The sequence below is a fragment of the Hyphomonadaceae bacterium BL14 genome (assembly GCA_027627705.1).
In the GTDB taxonomy this organism is placed as follows: domain Bacteria; phylum Pseudomonadota; class Alphaproteobacteria; order Caulobacterales; family Maricaulaceae; genus Oceanicaulis.
Genome location: CP091242.1, coordinates 2529690 through 2546636 on the forward strand (window position 1 = coordinate 2529690; position 16947 = coordinate 2546636).

The following is a 16947-nucleotide window of genomic DNA, read 5'->3' on the forward strand; positions in this document are numbered from 1 at the left end:
AAGATCAATACGGGGTATCGATCGACACGCCGAAAGTCCGCGACGCTGACGGAGGGGGAGTTTGGCATCCCCCTTGGTCCTTCGAACGGCTCCCCCCGCAGGCGGGGGGAGAAACCTCCACCACAGGAACCCGCCCCATGCCCCTCAATATCGCCGTTCTGGGCGCCACCGGCGCGGTTGGCGCGGAAATGCTGACCATTCTGGCCGAGCGCCTGTTCCCGGCTGCCACCGTCCATGCGCTCGCCAGCCGCAAATCCATGGGGCGCGAACTGTCCTATGGCGACAAGACGCTCAAGGTTAAGGACGCTGATGCGTTCGATTATTCCACCGTCGATCTGGTGCTGATGAGCGCGGGCGGCGACATATCCAAGGCTATGGCACCCAAGATCGCGGCCTCCGGCGCGCTGGTCATCGACAATTCTTCGGCCTGGCGCATGGATCCGGACGTGCCGCTGGTGGTGCCGGAGGTGAACCCTCAAACCCTCGCCACGCGCCCGAAGAAGAACATCATCGCCAATCCCAATTGCTCGACGATCCAGACCGTGGTGGCGCTCAAACCCATTCATGATCTGGCCGGGATCGTGCGCGCCAGCGTGGCGACCTATCAGTCGGTGTCCGGCGCGGGCAAGGAGGGCATGGACGAGCTGTGGACCCAGACCCGCGGCATTTTCGTCAATGACGAGGCCACGCCCGAGCACTTCCCCAAGCAGATCGCCTTCAACATCATTCCCAAGATCGACGACTTCATGGAGGACGGCGCCACGAAGGAAGAGTGGAAGATGATGGTCGAGACCAAGAAAATCCTCGATCCCAAAATCCGCCTCTTCGCCACCTGCGCGCGCGTGCCCGTGTTCGTCGGCCATTGCGTCGCCGCCCATCTGGAGCTGGAGCGCCCCCTGAGCGCCGCCAAGGCCCGCAGCGTGCTGCGCGAGGCGCCCGGTCTCATGGTCATCGACCGCGCCGATGATGACGATCCGCAATTCATCACCCCGGTGGAAAGCGTGGGCGAGTTCGCCACCTTCGTCAGCCGCATCCGCACAGATCCGACGGTGGAAAACGGCCTGGCCATGTGGATCGTCGCCGACAATCTGCGCAAGGGCGCAGCCCTGAACGCGGTTCAGATCGCCGAGGTGTGCCTGAACGCCGGCTGGCTGAAGGGGCGGTAGGGGTTTTTCTCCGCCCTATCGCGCCCGGATACCGGCAAACCCTGCGCTGACCACCCCGATGCGCCAGGCCGGCTCGCCGGCGGCGTGGAGCGCGGTAAGGGTTGCGTCAACTGTCTCTGCAGGCACAGCCGCCAGCAGCCCGCCCGCCGTCTGGGGGTCGAAGAGCAGATCGCGCAACGGTCCGTCCGGCGCGTGCACGGGTCCTGCACCCGCCACATTGTCCGCGAACAGGGACGAGCGCACACCGGCTTGCGCCAGATCGAGCGCGCCGGACAGGACCGGTATGGCGTCCAGCGTGATCTGCGCACCCGGTCCTTCAGGTCCCAGCAGGCTGGCGAGATGCCCGGCCAGGCCAAAGCCTGTGACGTCGGTGAGGGCGCTGGCCGCGGCTGCAAGGATGGCGGCGGCGCGGCCCTGGGGCCGGGCCATCATCTCGAGCGCCGCCATGACATCCCGCCCGCGTGCGGCCAGACGCATCTCGGCAGCCAGAATGACGCCGGTGCCGATGGGCTTGGTCAGGATCAGCACGTCGCCCGCGCGCGCGCCGGACTGGCGCACGGGTCTGCCGGCCAGCCCGGTGATCGTGAAACCGATGGTCAGCTCGGCACCCAGGCTGGTATGCCCGCCTGCCAGCTCCGCGCCGGCATCGCGCAGCACCGCGCCCGCCTCGGCCAGGATTTCCGTCAGCGACGAGGCCTGCAGGGCGGCGTTCATGGGTGGCAGGATGATCTGGGCCAGCGCCGCCTGGGGCACCGCACCCATGGCCCACACATCGCCCAGAGCATGCACCGCCGCGATGCGCGCCAGAAGGCCGTGATCATCGGTGAAGGCCCGCACATGGTCGGTGGTGATCACCTGCACGCCTGCGCCATGAACCAGTACCGCCGCGTCATCGCCGGGTCCGGTCAGCAGGTCGGCGCGGGTTGGCGCGGGCAGGGAGGCCAGCGCCTCGGACAAGGCCCCGCGGCCCGCCTTGGCGCCGCAGCCCGCGCACAGGGGCGGTGCGTCCCTGTCCTGACCCGCGGCGGTGCGCGCCGGCAGGGGCTGGGAGGCCATGACCGGCAGATCGCTCAAACCTTCCATGAACGCGCGGTCGATCCGGTCCTTCCAGCGCCAGACCCAGCCGCCGGCGAGGCTGAAGCCATTGCGCGACGCCAGCGCACGCTGCCCGCCCAGCGAGATCAGGCGCAGATAATCGCCCTGGGGCGCGAAGCGCTCCAGCCGTCCGGTCTGGCGCAGCGCCGCTTCCAGATTGCGCGCCAGCACCGGCGCGGCGCGCACGGCATAGACGCCGGCCTTGGGCCGGGGCGCATGGGTCAGGTGGGCGCAATCACCGCTGGCGAAAACATTCGGGTGCGAGGTGCTGCGCAAGTGCGCATCCACCGCCACATAGCCTTCATGCAGGGCGAGCCCGGTCCGCCCGAGCCAGCCATGAGGCCGCGCCCCGGCGGCTGACAGCGTCAGGGCGGCGGGCAGGCGCAAGCCATCGGCGAGGGTCACCGCGTCTGCCTCGACCCGAGCGATGCTGGCCCCCGTGATCACCTGCACACCCGCCCGCTCCAGGGCGCGAATCAGGGCGCGGCGCGGCCCGCCCGGCAGATCGCTGACAATCCCGGACCGGGCCTCGACCAGCGAGACAGAGACGTCCGGCGCGCCCGCCGCTGTCAGCCGGTGCATGGCCGCCAGCGCCAGCTCCACCCCGGCGGCACCGGCACCGATGACGCACACCTGCGCGCGCGCCTGCCCGGCCTGCACCGCCCGCATGAAGTCCGCCCAGCGTGCCGCGAACACGTCCAGCGGCTTGGCCGCCAGCATGTGCCTGGCGCCGGGCACATCGGGGATGGCACCGGCAATGCCGATATCCAGCGACAGGACATCAAAGCGCACCGGCGCGCGCCCTGTCACATGAACCCGCCGCTCAACCGGGTCGATTCCCTCAGCCATACCCGGTACCAGCCGTGCGCCCGCAAACCGCGCCAGCCGCACCAGATCGATCTCAAGCTCATCGCGAGGGTAGTGACCCGCCACATGACCGGGCAGCAGGCCGGTATAGGGTGCGGTGGCACCGGGATGGATCAGCGTCACCCGTGCGCCGGGAAGCTTTACCATCCCCCAGCGTTTGAGCACCAGCGCATGGGCATGCCCGCCGCCGACAAGCACGAGATCACGCGTCAGGGTCGCGGGCGGGGCGGAACGGGTCAGCATCGCGCCAACCTAGCTCCGTCCGGCGTGTCCACGCCAGTGGCCAGGGCGTCTCACCGCCTGCGCCCATCCCCAACCGGGCTCGCTGGAACAGATGATGCCCGCACCCGGTGCGCCGATGGCGTGCCGGAGGGGTGTGGGCCTGTGCATCACTTCACCTACTCGATATTAACTTGAACAGATCCATACAGTTTCAAAAGAAACGAAGGAGTGTTTTTCGCACCGATGCAGTCGCGACGGAGGGCATTATGAGCATCGCAGATTTAATTCGGTCGCATGAAGCATACGTCATGGGTCGCCCGGGCGGATGCCGCGTTGCTTTCCGCATGGAAAGAATGCCGAATTTACGTCTGATCAATCGAAAGCTCAACGACATTGAATTTGTTGGCTGCGATCTCAGCCATAGCCATTTTACGCTTTCCACCATGCGTTCTGCGTCGCTCTATTGCGCCTCACTGATATCTGTTGACTTTCGGGGCGTCAATTTGGAGCGGGCGGATCTGCGCGGCGCAATACTGCGCGGTGCCAATCTCTACAGGGCCAATCTTGACGGTGCCGATTTCAGAAGAGCGGTTCTGTTCAAAAGCGAACGGGACAAGGAACTTTCCAAGATGGACTGGGTGCCGGATGATGAATCCCGCTTCCCTGACGGCGCGGTGGACTTTCGTGACAGCTCGCTCGCCGGTGCCCATTTCGGGTGCGCCAAACTGGCGGGCGCGGATTTTTCCGGGGCGCTGATGGATGGCGCGTCCCTGAGCACTGCCGATTTGCGCGGTGCCAAGTTCGACAATGCCGTGCTCAGCGGCGTGGTTTTTGGCAATGCGCGTCTGGACGGTGCAAGCTTTGACGGCGCGCTGCGCGATCCGTCCGAGGCGCTCAAGCTGCGCCGGGCGGAGTGGCTGGAGGCTGTGCGCAAATTGGATCAGTATACGCGCACGTATGGCCAGGAGGGCGGACGTGCCGATCTGGCCGGCTCGGACTTGCGGGTGATCGGCGACGCACTGGCTGGCAAGGGGCTGGTCGGGGCCAATATGCGCGGGGTATGCGGGGCGAGCGTCAGTTTCGCCGGCGCCTCACTGGTTGGAGCCGTGTTCGACGGGGCCGATCTGCGCGGGGCGAACTTCACCGGTGCCTTGCTCCAAGGGGTGAGTTTCCGCGATTGCGATCTCAAGCACGCCGTGTTCACCAAGGCCAACCTGACGGCTTTCGTGGGTGCGAGCGGGCGCAAGTTCTACCCGTCATTCGACGGGGCACAAACGGACGGGGCCCGGTTCGACCAGACACAGATCGAAAATGGCCTCGAACTGGCCGTTCCGGTTTCTGTGAATCCGGTGCCTGTGAATCCGGTTCCCGGGAGCCCGGTTCCCGTGATTTGATCCGCAGCGGCCTGCACGCAAACCCGCCGGGCCGGCCGGCTCAATGGGCTTTCTTGGCCGGGACCGGTGCAAAGGGCTCGGGCAGGGGTGCGCACGGAACACCCTCTTGGCTCAGTTGCGCGCGTTCAGCCGGGGTGGTTTCGCCATAGATCAGGCGCTGTGGCGCGTCGCCGGCATGGATGGCGCGCGCCTGTCTGGCAAAATCCTCGCCCACATAGTCGTAATGGCTGCGGATGTGGGCGCGCACCTTGCGCGCCACGGCCTCGAGGTCGTCCGTTGTGAGGTCGTCCGTTGTATTGATTCCGGGCGCGGCGTCCGCAGCGGTGTCAGGCGTGTCATGGCGCAGCGTCTCACGCGCCTCCCTGGCGCGAGATGTGCGCACGGCCGGGGCCATGATCTGCTTGCGCACCTGCGTGGAGCCGCAGTGCGGGCACTCCACCAGACCGCGCTTGACCTGGCCGTCATAGGCGTCAGAGCTGGAAAACCACGCCTCGAAGCTGTGATCCCCGTCGCACGCCAGGGCGTAGCGGATCATGGGCCGGACATCTCCCGGTCGCCTTTCAGCGACGGGATGCGCATACGGGCATCGCGCGATTCTTCCGGGTCGATCTCGGCGTAGAGAAGCCCCGGCTCGTCATGGGCCAGGCTCGCGATGATCTCGCCCCAGGGCCCCACCACCATGGAGTGTCCCCAGGTCTTGCGACCGTCCTCATGCTTGCCGCCCTGGGCCGGTGCCAGCACGAAGCTGCCGGTCTCGATCGCACGCGCGCGCAGCAGCACTTCCCAGTGCGCCCGGCCCGTGGGGCGGGTAAACGCGCTGGGCACGGTCATCACATTGGCGCCGGCTTTGGCGAGGCGGCGGTAGAGATACGCAAAGCGCACGTCATAACAGATGGTCAGGCCAAGCTTGAGCCCGGCCGCGTCCGCCATCACCGCCCGGTCGCCGGGCGCATAGTTTTCCGATTCCGAATATTCCTCGCCGGCCCCCAGCGAGACATCAAACATGTGGATCTTGTCATAGCTGGCTTTCAGCGCACCATCGGGACCAAACAGGCAGGAGCGGTTCACCGCCCGCCCGTCCGGGCCCAGCAGGGCCAGCGAGCCCACCAGAATGTCGATGCCCAGCGTCTGTGCCAGATCGGAAAAGCGCACCAGCGCCGGATCCTCGCCCGGCGTGCGCAGGGCGTCGAACAACGCGCCGGCATCGCGCTGGGCCAGATTGGTGACTTCCGGCGTCACCACCAGGCGCGCGCCGTTGGCCGCAGCCTCGCGGATCATCGCGCCGGCGTCATCGATATTGCGCGCCGGATCAATGCCCGAGCGCATCTGGACCAGGGCGAGCTTGACCCGGCTCATGCGTCTCTGGCCTTGGCCAGCAGCGCGTCCAGCGCGCCCTTGCGCTCCAGTGCCATCATGTCGTCACACCCACCCACGTGAACATCCCCGATGAAAATCTGCGGGAAGGTGCGTGCGCCACCAGCGCGCTCGACCATTTCCGCTTTCTTCTGCGGATCAAATCCGGCCTCGATCTCCTCGAAACCCACATTCTTCTTCTTGAGCAAATCCACCGCCCGGACGCAATAGGGACAGAAAGGGCGGGTATAGATCGTGACGGCCATGACGGCGAACTCCGGTGCTGACACCCCTTATTTAATGAGGTTCACCGGTTTCACAACGCGCGCCAGCGTCAGCGCGCACACCGAGGCGGCCCCGGCGCGTTTGAGTGTGCGCGCGCACGCTTCCAGCGTGGCACCTGTAGTGTGGACGTCATCGATGAGGACGAGCCGCTTGCCCTTGATCGTCTCCGCGTGGCCCGCCCGCACCGCGAAGGCTCCGGCCACGTTGCGGGTCCGCCCCCCGGCGCTGAGGCCCCCTTGGGTGGGTGTGGCGCGCACCCGCATCAGCACATGGGGGTCCACCGGCACACCGCTGGCGTGCCCGACCGCCTGCGCCAGCAGCAGCGACTGGTTGAACCGGCGCTGGCGCAGGCGCCGCCGATGCAGCGGCACCGGGATCAGCACATCGGTGCCGGGCAGGAACTCACTCCCGGCGCGCGCCATCCAGCGGCCGAACGCGCTTAAGCCATCCGTCCGCCCGGCATGCTTCAACCCCAGCGCCAGCGCCCGGCTGGACGCGTCATAGACAAAGGCCGAGCGCGCATGGGTATAGGCCGGCGCGCGGGCATGGCAGGCCGGGCAGATCATCTCCGGCGCGGATGGATAGGCGAAGGGGATGCCGCAGGACTTGCACCAGGGCGGCGCCAGGAACTGGATGCGTGCCCAGTCGCTGGCATCCAGCAATCCCGGCTCGCTCACCGGGCGTCCCGACAGAGGCGAGAGCGGTGGCCAGATCAGATCGAGCAGGCGCGCAATCGCAGCCCCGGCTTTGCCCGCCAGGCCAAAGCGTGCATATCCCGACCATGGCTGCTTCACCCTCGCCCTCCGCTTATCCGCCGCGCCTGTTCGACCGGGCGCTGGTGCGCGCCCGCCGCAATCGCGCTGCAGGCGAATTTATAGCCTATGACTTCCTTCATGCGCGAGTCGCCGATGACCTGCTTGACCGGGTGGAGAGTGTGTCGCGTGCTTTTCCGGTCGCCCTGGTGCTGGGCGGTGGCGGGGCGGTGGGGCGCGCCCTGAAGAACCGCCCGCTTGCCGCCGCCAAGATCGGCACGCTGATCGAAGCGGACCTCTCCCCAACCATGGCCGCGCTCAGCTCGGGCCCCGCCGTGTGCCTCGATGAAGAGGCCCTGCCCATCGCGCCTGAAAGCGTAGACCTTGTCCTGTCCTGCCTGTCGCTGCACTGGACCAATGATCTCGTGGGCGCGCTCATCCAGATCAATCATGCGCTGAAACCCGACGGCTTCTTCGCCGGGGCCATGCTGGGCGGGGCGACGCTCACAGAGCTGCGCCAGGCTCTGCTGGCGGCTGAAAGCGAGCTCAAGGGCGGCGCCCATCCACGCGTCTCGCCCTTTGCCGATGCGTTTGATATGGCCGGCCTGATGGGCCGGGCCGGCTTCGCCCTGCCGGTCTCGGACGTGGACCGGGTCACCGCGCGCTATGGCAACGCCTTCGTCCTGATGCGCGATCTGCGCAAGATGGGCGAGACCAGCGCGCTCACTCAGCGCCCCCGCACGCCTGCGACCCGCGCCCTGTTCGTGCGCGCCGCGCAGATCTACGCCGAGCGCTTTGCCGAGCCTGACCGCCGCATCCCCGCCCGCTTTGAGGTCCTCCACATGGCCGGCTGGGCCCCCCACCCCGGCCAACCCAAACCCCTGCGCCCCGGATCGGCGAAAGTCCGGCTGGCCGATGCGCTGGGGGTGAAGGAGCAGGGCGCGGGAGAGAAGGCGGGGGGTTAGCCCCCTAAACCATCCCCTTCAGCGCATAGATCAGCTCCAGCGCGTCTTTCGGGCTGAGGCCGTCCGGGTCGACGCTTTTGAGGCGGGCCTCCACCTGGCTGGGCTTGGGCGCCGGGGCGGGCGGGGCGGCGGAGAAGAGGGGGAGGTCGGCCAGCGCCGCGGCGGGGGCGCCGTCGGATTCCAAGCGGTCGAGGATTTCGCGGGCCCGGGCCACGGCGGCGGAGGGAAGCCCGGCGCGGCGGGCCACCTCCACGCCGTAGGAGCGGTCGGCGGGGCCGGGCTGGACCTCGTGCAGGAAGACCAGCTCGCCCTTCCATTCCTTGGCCCGCAACGAGCAATTGCCTGCGGCCTCCAACGCGTCCACCAGCCGCGTCAGCTCATGATAATGGGTGGCGAACAGGGCGCGGCAGCGATTGACCGCGTGCAGATGCTCCACCGCGGCCCAGGCGATGGACAGGCCGTCAAACGTCGCCGTGCCGCGCCCGATCTCGTCGAGGATCACCAGCGCGCGCGGCCCGGCCTGGTTGAGGATGGCGGCGGTCTCGATCATCTCGGCCATGAAGGTGGAGCGTCCGCGCGACAGATCATCCGCCGCGCCCACGCGCGAGAACAACCGGTCCACCAGGCCGATGCGCGCCTTGCTCGCGGGGACATACAACCCTGCCTGGGCCATCACCGCGATCAGCGCATTCTGGCGCAGAAAGGTGGATTTGCCCGCCATGTTTGGGCCCGTAACCAGCATCAGGCGCGGATGGGTCTTGCCCGCGCCATCCAGCGTGCAGGCATTGGGCGTGAAGCGGCCCTCTCCCGTGCGTGCCAGCGCCGCTTCCACCACCGGATGGCGCCCGCCCTCCACCTCGAAGACGAATGAGTCATCCACCTCGGGCCGGGACGCGCCGCTTTGCGCGGCCCATTCAGCGTTCGCAGCGGCCAGGTCCAGCGCCGCCAGCGCGGACGCCGCGGCGCGGATGGCGCTCGCTTCAGCCTCGACCCGCGCGCGGAAGGCTTCAAACGCCTCCAGCTCCATGGCCAGGGCACGCTCGCCAGCCTGAGCGATTTTGGCTTCCAGTTCCCCAAGCTCCGGGGTGGAGAAGCGCACCGCATTGGCCATCGTCTGGCGGTGGATGAAGGCCTGGTCGCCCATCAGCGCGTCGCCATGGCGTGCCGTCACCTCGATGAAATAGCCCAGCACATTGTTGTGCTTGACCTTCAGGCCCGCCACGCCGGTCTGGTCGGCATAGGTTTTCTGCAGGCCCGCCACCACCCGCCGCGACTGGTCGCGCAGGCTGCGCGCCTCGTCCAGCGCCGGGTCCCAGCCCGGCGCAACGAAACCGCCATCACGCGCCAGCAGGGGCGGTTCGGCGATCAGCGCGCGTTCAGCATCCGCCACCAGAGCCGCCAGTTCAGGCCGCGCCGCGAGAGACAGCGCATCCAGCGCCGCGGCAAGGCTGGCGGGCGGGTTGGCGAGGCGTTCCCTGGCGAACGCCGCAATCAGGCGCTCGCCCTCCTTCAGGGCGCGCGCCAGCTGGGCCAGATCGCGCGGCCCGCCTCGCCCCAGCAGAAGCCGGGTCAGGCAGCGCGCCGGGTCCCCGGCGGCCTTCAGGCGCTCGCGCACGCTGGCGCGCACGGCCCGGTCCCCGGCGAACCAGGCCACGGCGTCCAGCCGCGCATGGATCTCGCCTGCGTTCATGGACGGGCGCGCCAGACGCTCAGCCAGCAGGCGGGCGCCGGGGGCGGTCACCGTGCGGTCAATGGCTTCGATGAGGGAGCCCTTGCGCGCGCCGGTCAGCGTGCGCTCGATCTCCAGGCTGGCGCGGGCCGCCGGATCGATGGCCATCACCCCGCCCGCGCGTTCAGAGCGCGGCGGCGTCAGGCGGGCGGGCGCGCCTGCTTGCGAGAGTTCCAGATAGTCGAGCAGCGCGCCCAGCGCGGCGATCTGCGCGCGGGTGAAATCGCCGAACGCCTCCAGGCTCTGCACCTCGAAGCGCTGCTTGAGCCGGCGTTCGCCTGCGCCCGGATCGAACTTGGCCCGCGCGCGCGCCGTGATCGCCGCGGACGGGGCCAGCATGGCGGCCAGGCGCGCATCCTCGTCCGCGCACAGAAGCTCGGACGGGTTCAGCGCCGCCAGCTCGGCCTCCAGCGCCTCGTCTGTGCTGAGCGCCGTAGACGCGAATGTGCCGTCAGTCACATCGGCCCAGGCCAGCGCCCGCGTGCCGTCGGCCAGACGGGCCAGCGATGCGATACGGTTGGCGCTGCGCGCATCCAGAAGGTCTTCTTCGGTCAGCGTGCCCGGCGTGACGATGCGGGTGATGGCCCGGCGCACGACCGATTTGGCGCCGCGCTTTTTTGCTTCCGCCGGGTCCTCGATCTGCTCGCCCACGGCGACCTTGAAACCCGCCTTGATCAGGCGCGACAGATAGCTCTGGGCGTGGTGGACCGGCACGCCGCACATGGGGATGGGCTCGCCCTGATGCTCGCCGCGCTTGGTCAGGGCGATGTCCAGCGCCTCGGCGGCGCGCACGGCGTCGTCAAAGAACAGCTCGTAGAAATCGCCCATGCGGTAGAACAGCAGCGCTTCCGCCGGGGCCTGCGCCCGCAGCTCGAGAAACTGCACCATCATGGGCGTGGCCCCCTCCGGCGTGGGGAAGGCGCGCTGCATCAGCGTGTCGGGATCGGCGGGACGGGTCATCGTGCGCAAATTACCCGTGCGCGTGCGCGGAGCAAGGCCGGCGCGCCGACCGATTTAAGCTGACAGCCCGCCCGCCTCTCCGGCATGCTCTGGCCTGAAGGCCGGTTTATCGGGGAGGGCAGACCATGGCGGCATCGATACTGATCGCATTGGCCGGCGCGCTGGCGCTGGCGGGCGCGCAGGACGCCCCGCTGCCCGAGGCTCAGGCACCGGTGCCCGCCGTGCGTGAGCTGCCGGAGCGTGACCTCAATGGCCTCGAGGCCTTCACCGACGGGCTGGCCGCGGCCTTCCTGTCCGAGCACGACATTCCCGGCCTGATCGTCTCGGTGGTGCAGGGCGATGATGTCCTCGCCAAGGGTTATGGCCTGAGCGATGTCGAGGCGGGCCGCGCGGCGGACGGGGAGACCGTGCGCTTCGAAATCGGCTCGGTGTCGAAAACCTTCATCTGGACCGCGGTGATGATGCTGGAGGCCGAAGGTGTCCTGGACCTGCATGCGGATGTGAACACCTACCTCACAGGCTTTCAGGCCGGGCATGGCGGTGAGCCGATCACGCTGGCCCAGCTGATGAGCCACCGGCCGGGGCTGGAGGACAGTTTTGCGATCTTCCTGCCGCAGTTCGCTGCCTTCGACCGGCCCGAGGCGCTGGCGCGCACGCAGCCGCGCCAGGTGATGGGACGGGGGGAGGCCACCGCCTATTCCAACTGGGGCTCGGTGCTGGCCGCCCAGGTCGTGGAGGACGTCTCGGGCCTCAGCTATGGCGAGTTCCTCTACACCCGCATTCTTCAGCCGCTGGGCATGAATGCGACCACGTTTCTGGAAGCTGACGCCCGCCCCGATCAGCCGCCGCTTTCGGTGAGCTATCGCATTCGTTCCGGCGCTGCAGAGCCGGTCGAGCGCCTCGATATCGGCGCGTTCGGCCCTGCGGGCTCCATGGCCTCGACCGCTGCCGACATGGCGCGCTGGATGCGCTTTCATCTGAACGGCGGCGAGCTGGACGGGGTGCGCCTCATGCCGGCCCAGACCCATGCGCGCATGCTCACCCGGCTCTATGACGACCGTTCCGGCGGTGCCGACATGGCCCACGGCTTCATGCACTGGCGCGTCGATGGCGTGGACGTGTTCGGCCATGGCGGTTTCATCAATGAGTTCATGACCCTGATGGCCTTTGCGCCGGAGCTGGGCGCGGGCGTGTTCGTGTCCCAGAACGCCGCGCCGGCCATAACGCCCGCCGTCCGCGTCTCCAATCTCATCCTGGCCCGTCTGATCGAAGACGCGGGTCTCGCCGGGCCGGTGCCGTCTGCGCCCGCAGATGCGATTGAGCGGGCCGAGGCAGCGGCGGGACGCTATATCGCCAACCGGCGGGTGCATACGGGCGTGGAGCGCATTTTCGCCGCCGGCGCGATGTTGAGCGTGACGGCGGACGACACCGGCGCCCTGACGGCGGACACGGCTTCGGGACAGGAGCGGTGGGTGCCCGTCGGCGCCGATGTGTGGCAGGACCGCCATGGCGCACGCATTATCGCATTGCGCGGCCCGGACGGCTCAGTCACCGGCCTGTCCGACTCGCTCGGCACGCAGACCTGGGAGCGGGTGGGCCTGTCGACCGATCCCAATCTTCTGTTCGCGGCGGCGGGCGGTGCCTTGCTCCTGTCCCTGACCACCTGGCTTGGCCTGTGGCGGCGCCTCGCCGCGCCGTCCGCAGCTGTAACCGGGCGCGGGCGGGCGATCTCGATCTTCAATCTTGCCGCTGCGGCGCTGGTGACCGCTTTCCTGGCGAGCCTCGGCGCGGCGATGGCCGCCATGTCTGACTTCACGCTTGAACTGATGATGAACTATCCGCCGCCCGCACTGCGTGTGGCGATGGCGCTGGCCGGCGCGGTGGTCGTCGCGGCGGTGCTGGCGGTTACAGCGCTGGTTCCGGCCATCGCCATGTCGGGTTGGTCGGTCTGGCGCAAGCTGCACCATGCTCTGTTCGCCGCTGCGCTGGCGTTTCTGGCCTGGGCGCTGATCAATTGGGGCCTCGCCTTTGGCGGGCATGCCGGAGGCTGACAGCGAGTTTGCCGCCGCGCGCGAACCTTGTAGGTTACGGGTCCGGACCCGCTCCTCGTGACCCAGGAACACCCCGCCATGACCGACCGCCGCCCCCGCGTGGATGATGAGGAAGCGCTGAACTTCCACCGCTATCCCACGCCCGGCAAGATCGCAATGCAACCTACCAAGCCCATGGCGACCCAGCGGGATCTGTCGCTGGCCTACTCGCCGGGCGTGGCGGCGCCGGTCAAGGCGATCGCGGCCGATCCGGACGCGGTCTACGACTACACCTCCAAGGGCAATATGGTGGCGGTGATCTCCAACGGGACCGCCATTCTGGGCCTGGGCGATCTGGGCGCCGCCGCCTCCAAGCCGGTGATGGAGGGCAAGGCGGTTTTGTTCAAGCGCTTCGCCGATGTGGACGCCATCGACATCGAGGTGGAGGAAAACGATCCCGACGCCTTCGTGGAATGCGTGCGCCGGTTCGGCAATACGTTCGGCGGCATCAATCTGGAAGACATCAAGGGTCCGGAGTGCTTCATCATCGAGCAGCGCCTGCGCGAGGCGCTGGATATTCCGGTCTTCCACGATGACCAGCATGGCACAGCCATCATCACCGCGGCCGGCATCATCAATGCCTGCGAGCTGACCGGGCGCGACATCAAGGACCTGAAAGTCGTGGTCAATGGCGCGGGCGCGGCGGGCATCGCCGTGCTGGAGCTGATCAAGGCCATGGGCGTGGCCCATGACAACGCGATTTTGTGCGACTCCAAGGGCGTCATCTACAAGGGCCGCATCGACGGCATGAGCCAGTGGAAATCGGCCCACGCTGCCGATATCGGCGCGCGCACGCTGGCCGATGCGCTCAGCGGCGCGGACTGTTTCATCGGCCTGTCGGTCAAGGGTGCCGTGGATCAGGACATGGTCCGGTCCATGGCCGCCAATCCCATCATTTTCGCCATGGCCAATCCCGATCCGGAGATCACGCCCGAAGAGGTGCGCGCCACGCGCTCCGACGCCATCATGGCCACGGGCCGGTCCGATTATCCCAACCAGGTCAATAACGTGCTGGGCTTCCCGTATATTTTCCGCGGGGCGCTGGATGTACGCGCCAAAACCATCAATGAGGAGATGAAGATCGCCGCCGTGATGGCGCTGGCCGAGCTGGCGCGCGAGGACGTGCCCGACGAGGTCGCCGCCGCCTATCACGGTGCCCGGCCCACATTCGGCAAGGATTACATCATTCCCGCCCCCTTCGACCCGCGCCTGATCAGCCATGTCCCGCCCTATGTGGCCAAGGCGGCGATGGAGTCGGGTGTGGCCCGCCGGCCCATCCCGGACATGGTCAGCTACAAGGCCTCGCTGGCGCGCCGGCTCGATCCCACGGCTGCGATCCTGCAAGGCATCCAGGACGAAATCCGCTCACGCCCGCGCAAGACCATCGTGTTCGCCGAAGGCGAGGAGCCGGCGGTCATCCGTGCCGCCTTCGCCTTCCAGAACCAGGATCTGGGCCGGGCCATCCTGATCGGGCGCGAGGAGCTGGTTCACGCCAATATGCGCCTGCTGGGCGTGCCGTCCGACGCCATCGAGATCATCAATGCGCGCCTGTCCGACCATAATGCCGACTATGCCGACTGGCTGTTCGCGCGACTGCAGCGCCGGGGTTATCTGCGCCGTGACGTGACGCGTCTTGTGAACAATGACCGTAACGTGTTTTCCGCCTGCATGGTGGCGCGGGGCCAGGCGGACGGCATGGTCACGGGTGCCACGCGCAACTACGCCCAGGCGCTGGATGATGTCCGCCTGGCTCTCGACGCCGCGCCGGGCGAGCGGGTGATGGGGATGAGCGTGCTCCTGTCGCGCGGGCGCACGCTGTTCATTGCCGACACCAGCGTCACCGAGTTCCCCTCGCCCGAGGCGCTTGCCGACATGGCAGTGGAGAGCGCGGCCGCCGCGCGCCGCTTCGGCGTGACGCCGCGGGTCGCCTTCCTGTCCTACTCCACCTTCGGCAATCCGGCGGGCGACCGGGCCGAGAAGGTGATCGAGGCGGTGCGTCTGATGGGCCAGCGCGATATTGATTTCGAGTACGAGGGCGAGCTCAACGCCGATGTGGCGCTGGATCCCGACCACCGCCGGCTTTACCCGTTCTCGCGCCTGTCCGGCCCGGCCAATATCCTGATCATGCCGGCCATCCATTCAGCCTCCATTGCCACCAAGCTGATGGGCGCGGCGGGTGGAGCCACGGTGCTGGGGCCCATGCTGCTGGGCATGGAAAAGCCGGTTCAGATCGCGCGTCTGGGCGCGGGCGTGTCGGACATCCTGACCCTCGCCGCCCTGGCCGCCCACGATCTGTCGCGCGAGGCGGCCGACGGGGTGGAGACGGCCGAGGTCTAGCCCGCCTCACACCCCAGACCGCCGAGAATCTCCGCGCCCGCCTCCTCGCCCCAGAATCCCAGGGCGCGGGCGATCTGGCAGCGCTGTTCGGCGTCGAGGCGCGGGTCCTGCCCCAGATCGGCGATAATGGCCGCGCGCGTGTCGGCACCCGTCATCAGCGCCGGCCCGCCATCTTGCGGCGTATCAAAGCGCATCAGCGGACCATCGGCCTCAAAGACCGGCCAGGCTGGCCCGCCCGCATCGCCCGGTGCGCCATCGCGCGCAAACGCGGCCCAATACGCCCCCATGGACTGCGCCAACGCCTCGCGGCCCTCGCGATTGCGCCGGTTGAACAGGATGGAGTCAATCTGGCCGAAGAAGTCGAAATTATTGAAGATGAACGGGATTTCCATGGCGTGGGCGGCGCCGAGTACGCGCGACAAATCCATGGTCAGGAATGACCCGCCCTCATCCCAGTCAAACCGGTAGGCCCAGATGGCATCATGTCCGCCTGTGCGCATGGTCGCCGCCGGCTCATCCACTGCGCGCACGCGCCACATGCGGCCCTGATAGTCTGACAGCGCATCATAGAAATCCGGCTCGCGCGGGCTGAACAATACACCCAGCCGCCGGCGGGTGAGGGTCTCGACAAAGGCGTTGAACAGCTTGGTTTCGTCGCGATTGGTGCCGGTGATCAGCGGCACGGCATTGAACCCCTCAGCGCGCGCGAACGCGCCGATCAGCCCGTCGCGCGGCAGGCTCACCCCGTCCGCGATCATGCGTGGCAGGTCGCCCAGCGGCCCGCCGCCGCCATAGGCAAGGTATATGTCCGCCAGGTTCGCGCCGCGCACCGTATCCGCGTCCGCGCCGGCCCCGGCGAAGCGGGCCGCGGCGTCGACGGCATTATTCTCCGCGGCCGATTGCGCCTCGTCCAGGCTGATCGAGGTGAAACTGCCTGACTGGATGATCGCCCGGTGAAACAGGCCCGAGGCCAGCGGCGAGGCCAGAAGGCCCGCCACATTATGCCCGCCTGCGCTTTCGCCGAAAATCGTCACGCGTGAGGCATCGCCGCCAAACTGGGCGATATTGTCCTGCACCCAGTCCAGCGCCGCGATCAGGTCCAGCAGGGCGAAATTGGCCGCCGCGTCCTCGGGCGTCCGGGCATCTGCCTCGATCAGCGGGTGGGCGAAAAAGCCCAGCGGGCCCAGCCGGTACTGGACCACGGCCACCACCACATTTTCAGCCGCCGCCAACGCCGCGCCGTCATACTGGCTGGCATGGCCCCAGACGTTGGAGCCGCCGTGGATCCATACCATCACGGGCAGGGCCGCATTGTCCGGACCGGCACTGGCGGGCGCGTAAATGTCCATCTGAAGGCAGTCTTCCGATCCGATCAGATCGCCCGGGCTGGCTCCGCTGGCCGCCGCCGACAGGGCATTGGCCACCTGGGGGCAGGGATCGGGATGGGCCAGCGCCTCGCGCACACCCTCCCACGCCTGTGCCGGACGCGGGGCGCGCCAGCGCAGATCGCCCTGCGGTGCCGCTGCGAAGGGCACGCCCTGCCAGATATGGGCGCTGGCACCGTCAATCGCACCGTCGCGGCTGAAGCCGATAATCTGGCCTTGCGCGATGGTGCGCTGCGTCGCCGCATCCGCCACGGGCGTCTCAGGGCCTCCGGCACAGCCGGACACAAGCGCGCCCAGTGCGAGCATGGCGGTGATGGTGCGGATCATGATCTTGGCCTCCCCCTCCG

The 16947-nt window shown here is 68.1% G+C and carries 12 protein-coding genes and 1 pseudogene; 6 read left to right on the plus strand and 7 right to left on the minus strand.

Annotated features, from left to right (window positions below):
- Positions 1-137: 137 nt before the first annotated feature.
- A complete protein-coding gene (locus tag L2D00_12320) occupies positions 138-1166 on the plus strand; it encodes an aspartate-semialdehyde dehydrogenase (GenBank protein WBQ12625.1) in 1029 nt (342 codons plus the stop codon).
- A 15-nt stretch (positions 1167-1181) separates the two neighbouring features.
- Here L2D00_12320 and selD read toward each other — a convergent pair whose 3' ends face one another.
- Positions 1182-3371, minus strand: coding sequence for a selenide, water dikinase SelD (selD, locus tag L2D00_12325; protein WBQ12626.1), 2190 nt, complete (start codon positions 3369-3371; stop codon positions 1182-1184).
- A gap of 170 nt (positions 3372-3541) precedes the next feature.
- Between selD and L2D00_12330 the strand changes: the two genes are divergently transcribed.
- The gene (locus L2D00_12330) at positions 3542-4744 is read left to right on the plus strand and encodes a pentapeptide repeat-containing protein (protein WBQ12627.1); all 1203 of its coding nucleotides are present in this window, start codon (positions 3542-3544) and stop codon (positions 4742-4744) included.
- A 40-nt stretch (positions 4745-4784) separates the two neighbouring features.
- Here L2D00_12330 and L2D00_12335 read toward each other — a convergent pair whose 3' ends face one another.
- Genes L2D00_12335 through L2D00_12350 form a run of 4 tightly spaced genes read right to left on the minus strand, consistent with a single transcriptional unit; the run spans position 4785 to position 7176 of the window.
- Complete coding sequence (locus tag L2D00_12335; protein WBQ12628.1) at positions 4785-5279, minus strand: DUF1178 family protein; 495 nt, start codon at positions 5277-5279, stop codon at positions 4785-4787.
- A complete protein-coding gene (locus L2D00_12340; protein WBQ12629.1) occupies positions 5276-6100 on the minus strand; it encodes a carbon-nitrogen hydrolase family protein in 825 nt (274 codons plus the stop codon). Before L2D00_12340 ends, L2D00_12335 begins: the two co-directional genes overlap by 4 nt.
- Positions 6097-6363, minus strand: coding sequence for a glutaredoxin 3 (gene grxC, locus L2D00_12345; GenBank protein ID WBQ12630.1), 267 nt, complete (start codon positions 6361-6363; stop codon positions 6097-6099). Before grxC ends, L2D00_12340 begins: the two co-directional genes overlap by 4 nt.
- A gap of 27 nt (positions 6364-6390) precedes the next feature.
- Positions 6391-7176: a ComF family protein gene (locus L2D00_12350; GenBank protein WBQ12631.1), complete on the minus strand. Its 786-nt coding sequence runs from the start codon at positions 7174-7176 to the stop codon at positions 6391-6393.
- Between L2D00_12350 and L2D00_12355 the strand changes: the two genes are divergently transcribed.
- A complete protein-coding gene (locus L2D00_12355) occupies positions 7164-8099 on the plus strand; it encodes a methyltransferase domain-containing protein (GenBank protein ID WBQ12632.1) in 936 nt (311 codons plus the stop codon). The two genes, L2D00_12350 and L2D00_12355, sit on opposite strands and share 13 nt — an antisense overlap.
- A 4-nt stretch (positions 8100-8103) precedes the next feature.
- Here L2D00_12355 and mutS read toward each other — a convergent pair whose 3' ends face one another.
- Positions 8104-10788, minus strand: coding sequence for a DNA mismatch repair protein MutS (gene mutS, locus L2D00_12360; GenBank protein ID WBQ12633.1), 2685 nt, complete (start codon positions 10786-10788; stop codon positions 8104-8106).
- Between the two features lie 125 nt (positions 10789-10913).
- Here mutS and L2D00_12365 point away from each other — a divergent pair, with 125 nt between their 5' ends.
- The 3 genes and pseudogenes from L2D00_12365 to L2D00_12375 all read left to right on the plus strand — a co-directional run bounded on the left by L2D00_12365 (position 10914) and on the right by L2D00_12375 (position 15215).
- Positions 10914-12839 (plus strand): beta-lactamase family protein, encoded by a 1926-nt coding sequence (locus tag L2D00_12365; protein ID WBQ12634.1) that lies wholly within the window; start codon positions 10914-10916, stop codon positions 12837-12839.
- Positions 12840-13025: 186 nt separating this feature from the next.
- Positions 13026-14147: pseudogene (locus tag L2D00_12370) on the plus strand (NADP-dependent malic enzyme).
- Positions 14148-14162: 15 nt separating this feature from the next.
- On the plus strand, positions 14163-15215 hold the full coding sequence (locus L2D00_12375) for a hypothetical protein (GenBank protein ID WBQ14512.1): 1053 nt from the start codon (positions 14163-14165) through the stop codon (positions 15213-15215).
- Here the strand turns inward: L2D00_12375 and L2D00_12380 are convergent.
- Entirely contained in the window at positions 15212-16927 is a 1716-nt protein-coding gene (locus tag L2D00_12380; GenBank protein ID WBQ12635.1) for a carboxylesterase family protein, read from the minus strand. The genes L2D00_12375 and L2D00_12380 overlap by 4 nt on opposite strands.
- Between the last annotated feature and the right edge of the window lie 20 nt (positions 16928-16947).

Coding starts and splice junctions, on each gene's coding strand:
- L2D00_12320 (WBQ12625.1), top strand. CDS start 138: ATGCCCCTCAATATCGCCGTTCTGGGCGCCACCGGCGCGGTTGGCGCG.
- selD (WBQ12626.1), bottom strand. CDS start 3,371: ATGCTGACCCGTTCCGCCCCGCCCGCGACCCTGACGCGTGATCTCGTG.
- L2D00_12335 (WBQ12628.1), bottom strand. CDS start 5,279: ATGATCCGCTACGCCCTGGCGTGCGACGGGGATCACAGCTTCGAGGCG.
- L2D00_12340 (WBQ12629.1), bottom strand. CDS start 6,100: ATGAGCCGGGTCAAGCTCGCCCTGGTCCAGATGCGCTCGGGCATTGAT.
- grxC (WBQ12630.1), bottom strand. CDS start 6,363: ATGGCCGTCACGATCTATACCCGCCCTTTCTGTCCCTATTGCGTCCGG.
- L2D00_12355 (WBQ12632.1), top strand. CDS start 7,164: ATGGCTGCTTCACCCTCGCCCTCCGCTTATCCGCCGCGCCTGTTCGAC.
- mutS (WBQ12633.1), bottom strand. CDS start 10,788: ATGACCCGTCCCGCCGATCCCGACACGCTGATGCAGCGCGCCTTCCCC.
- L2D00_12365 (WBQ12634.1), top strand. CDS start 10,914: ATGGCGGCATCGATACTGATCGCATTGGCCGGCGCGCTGGCGCTGGCG.
- L2D00_12375 (WBQ14512.1), top strand. CDS start 14,163: ATGGTCAGCTACAAGGCCTCGCTGGCGCGCCGGCTCGATCCCACGGCT.
- L2D00_12380 (WBQ12635.1), bottom strand. CDS start 16,927: ATGATCCGCACCATCACCGCCATGCTCGCACTGGGCGCGCTTGTGTCC.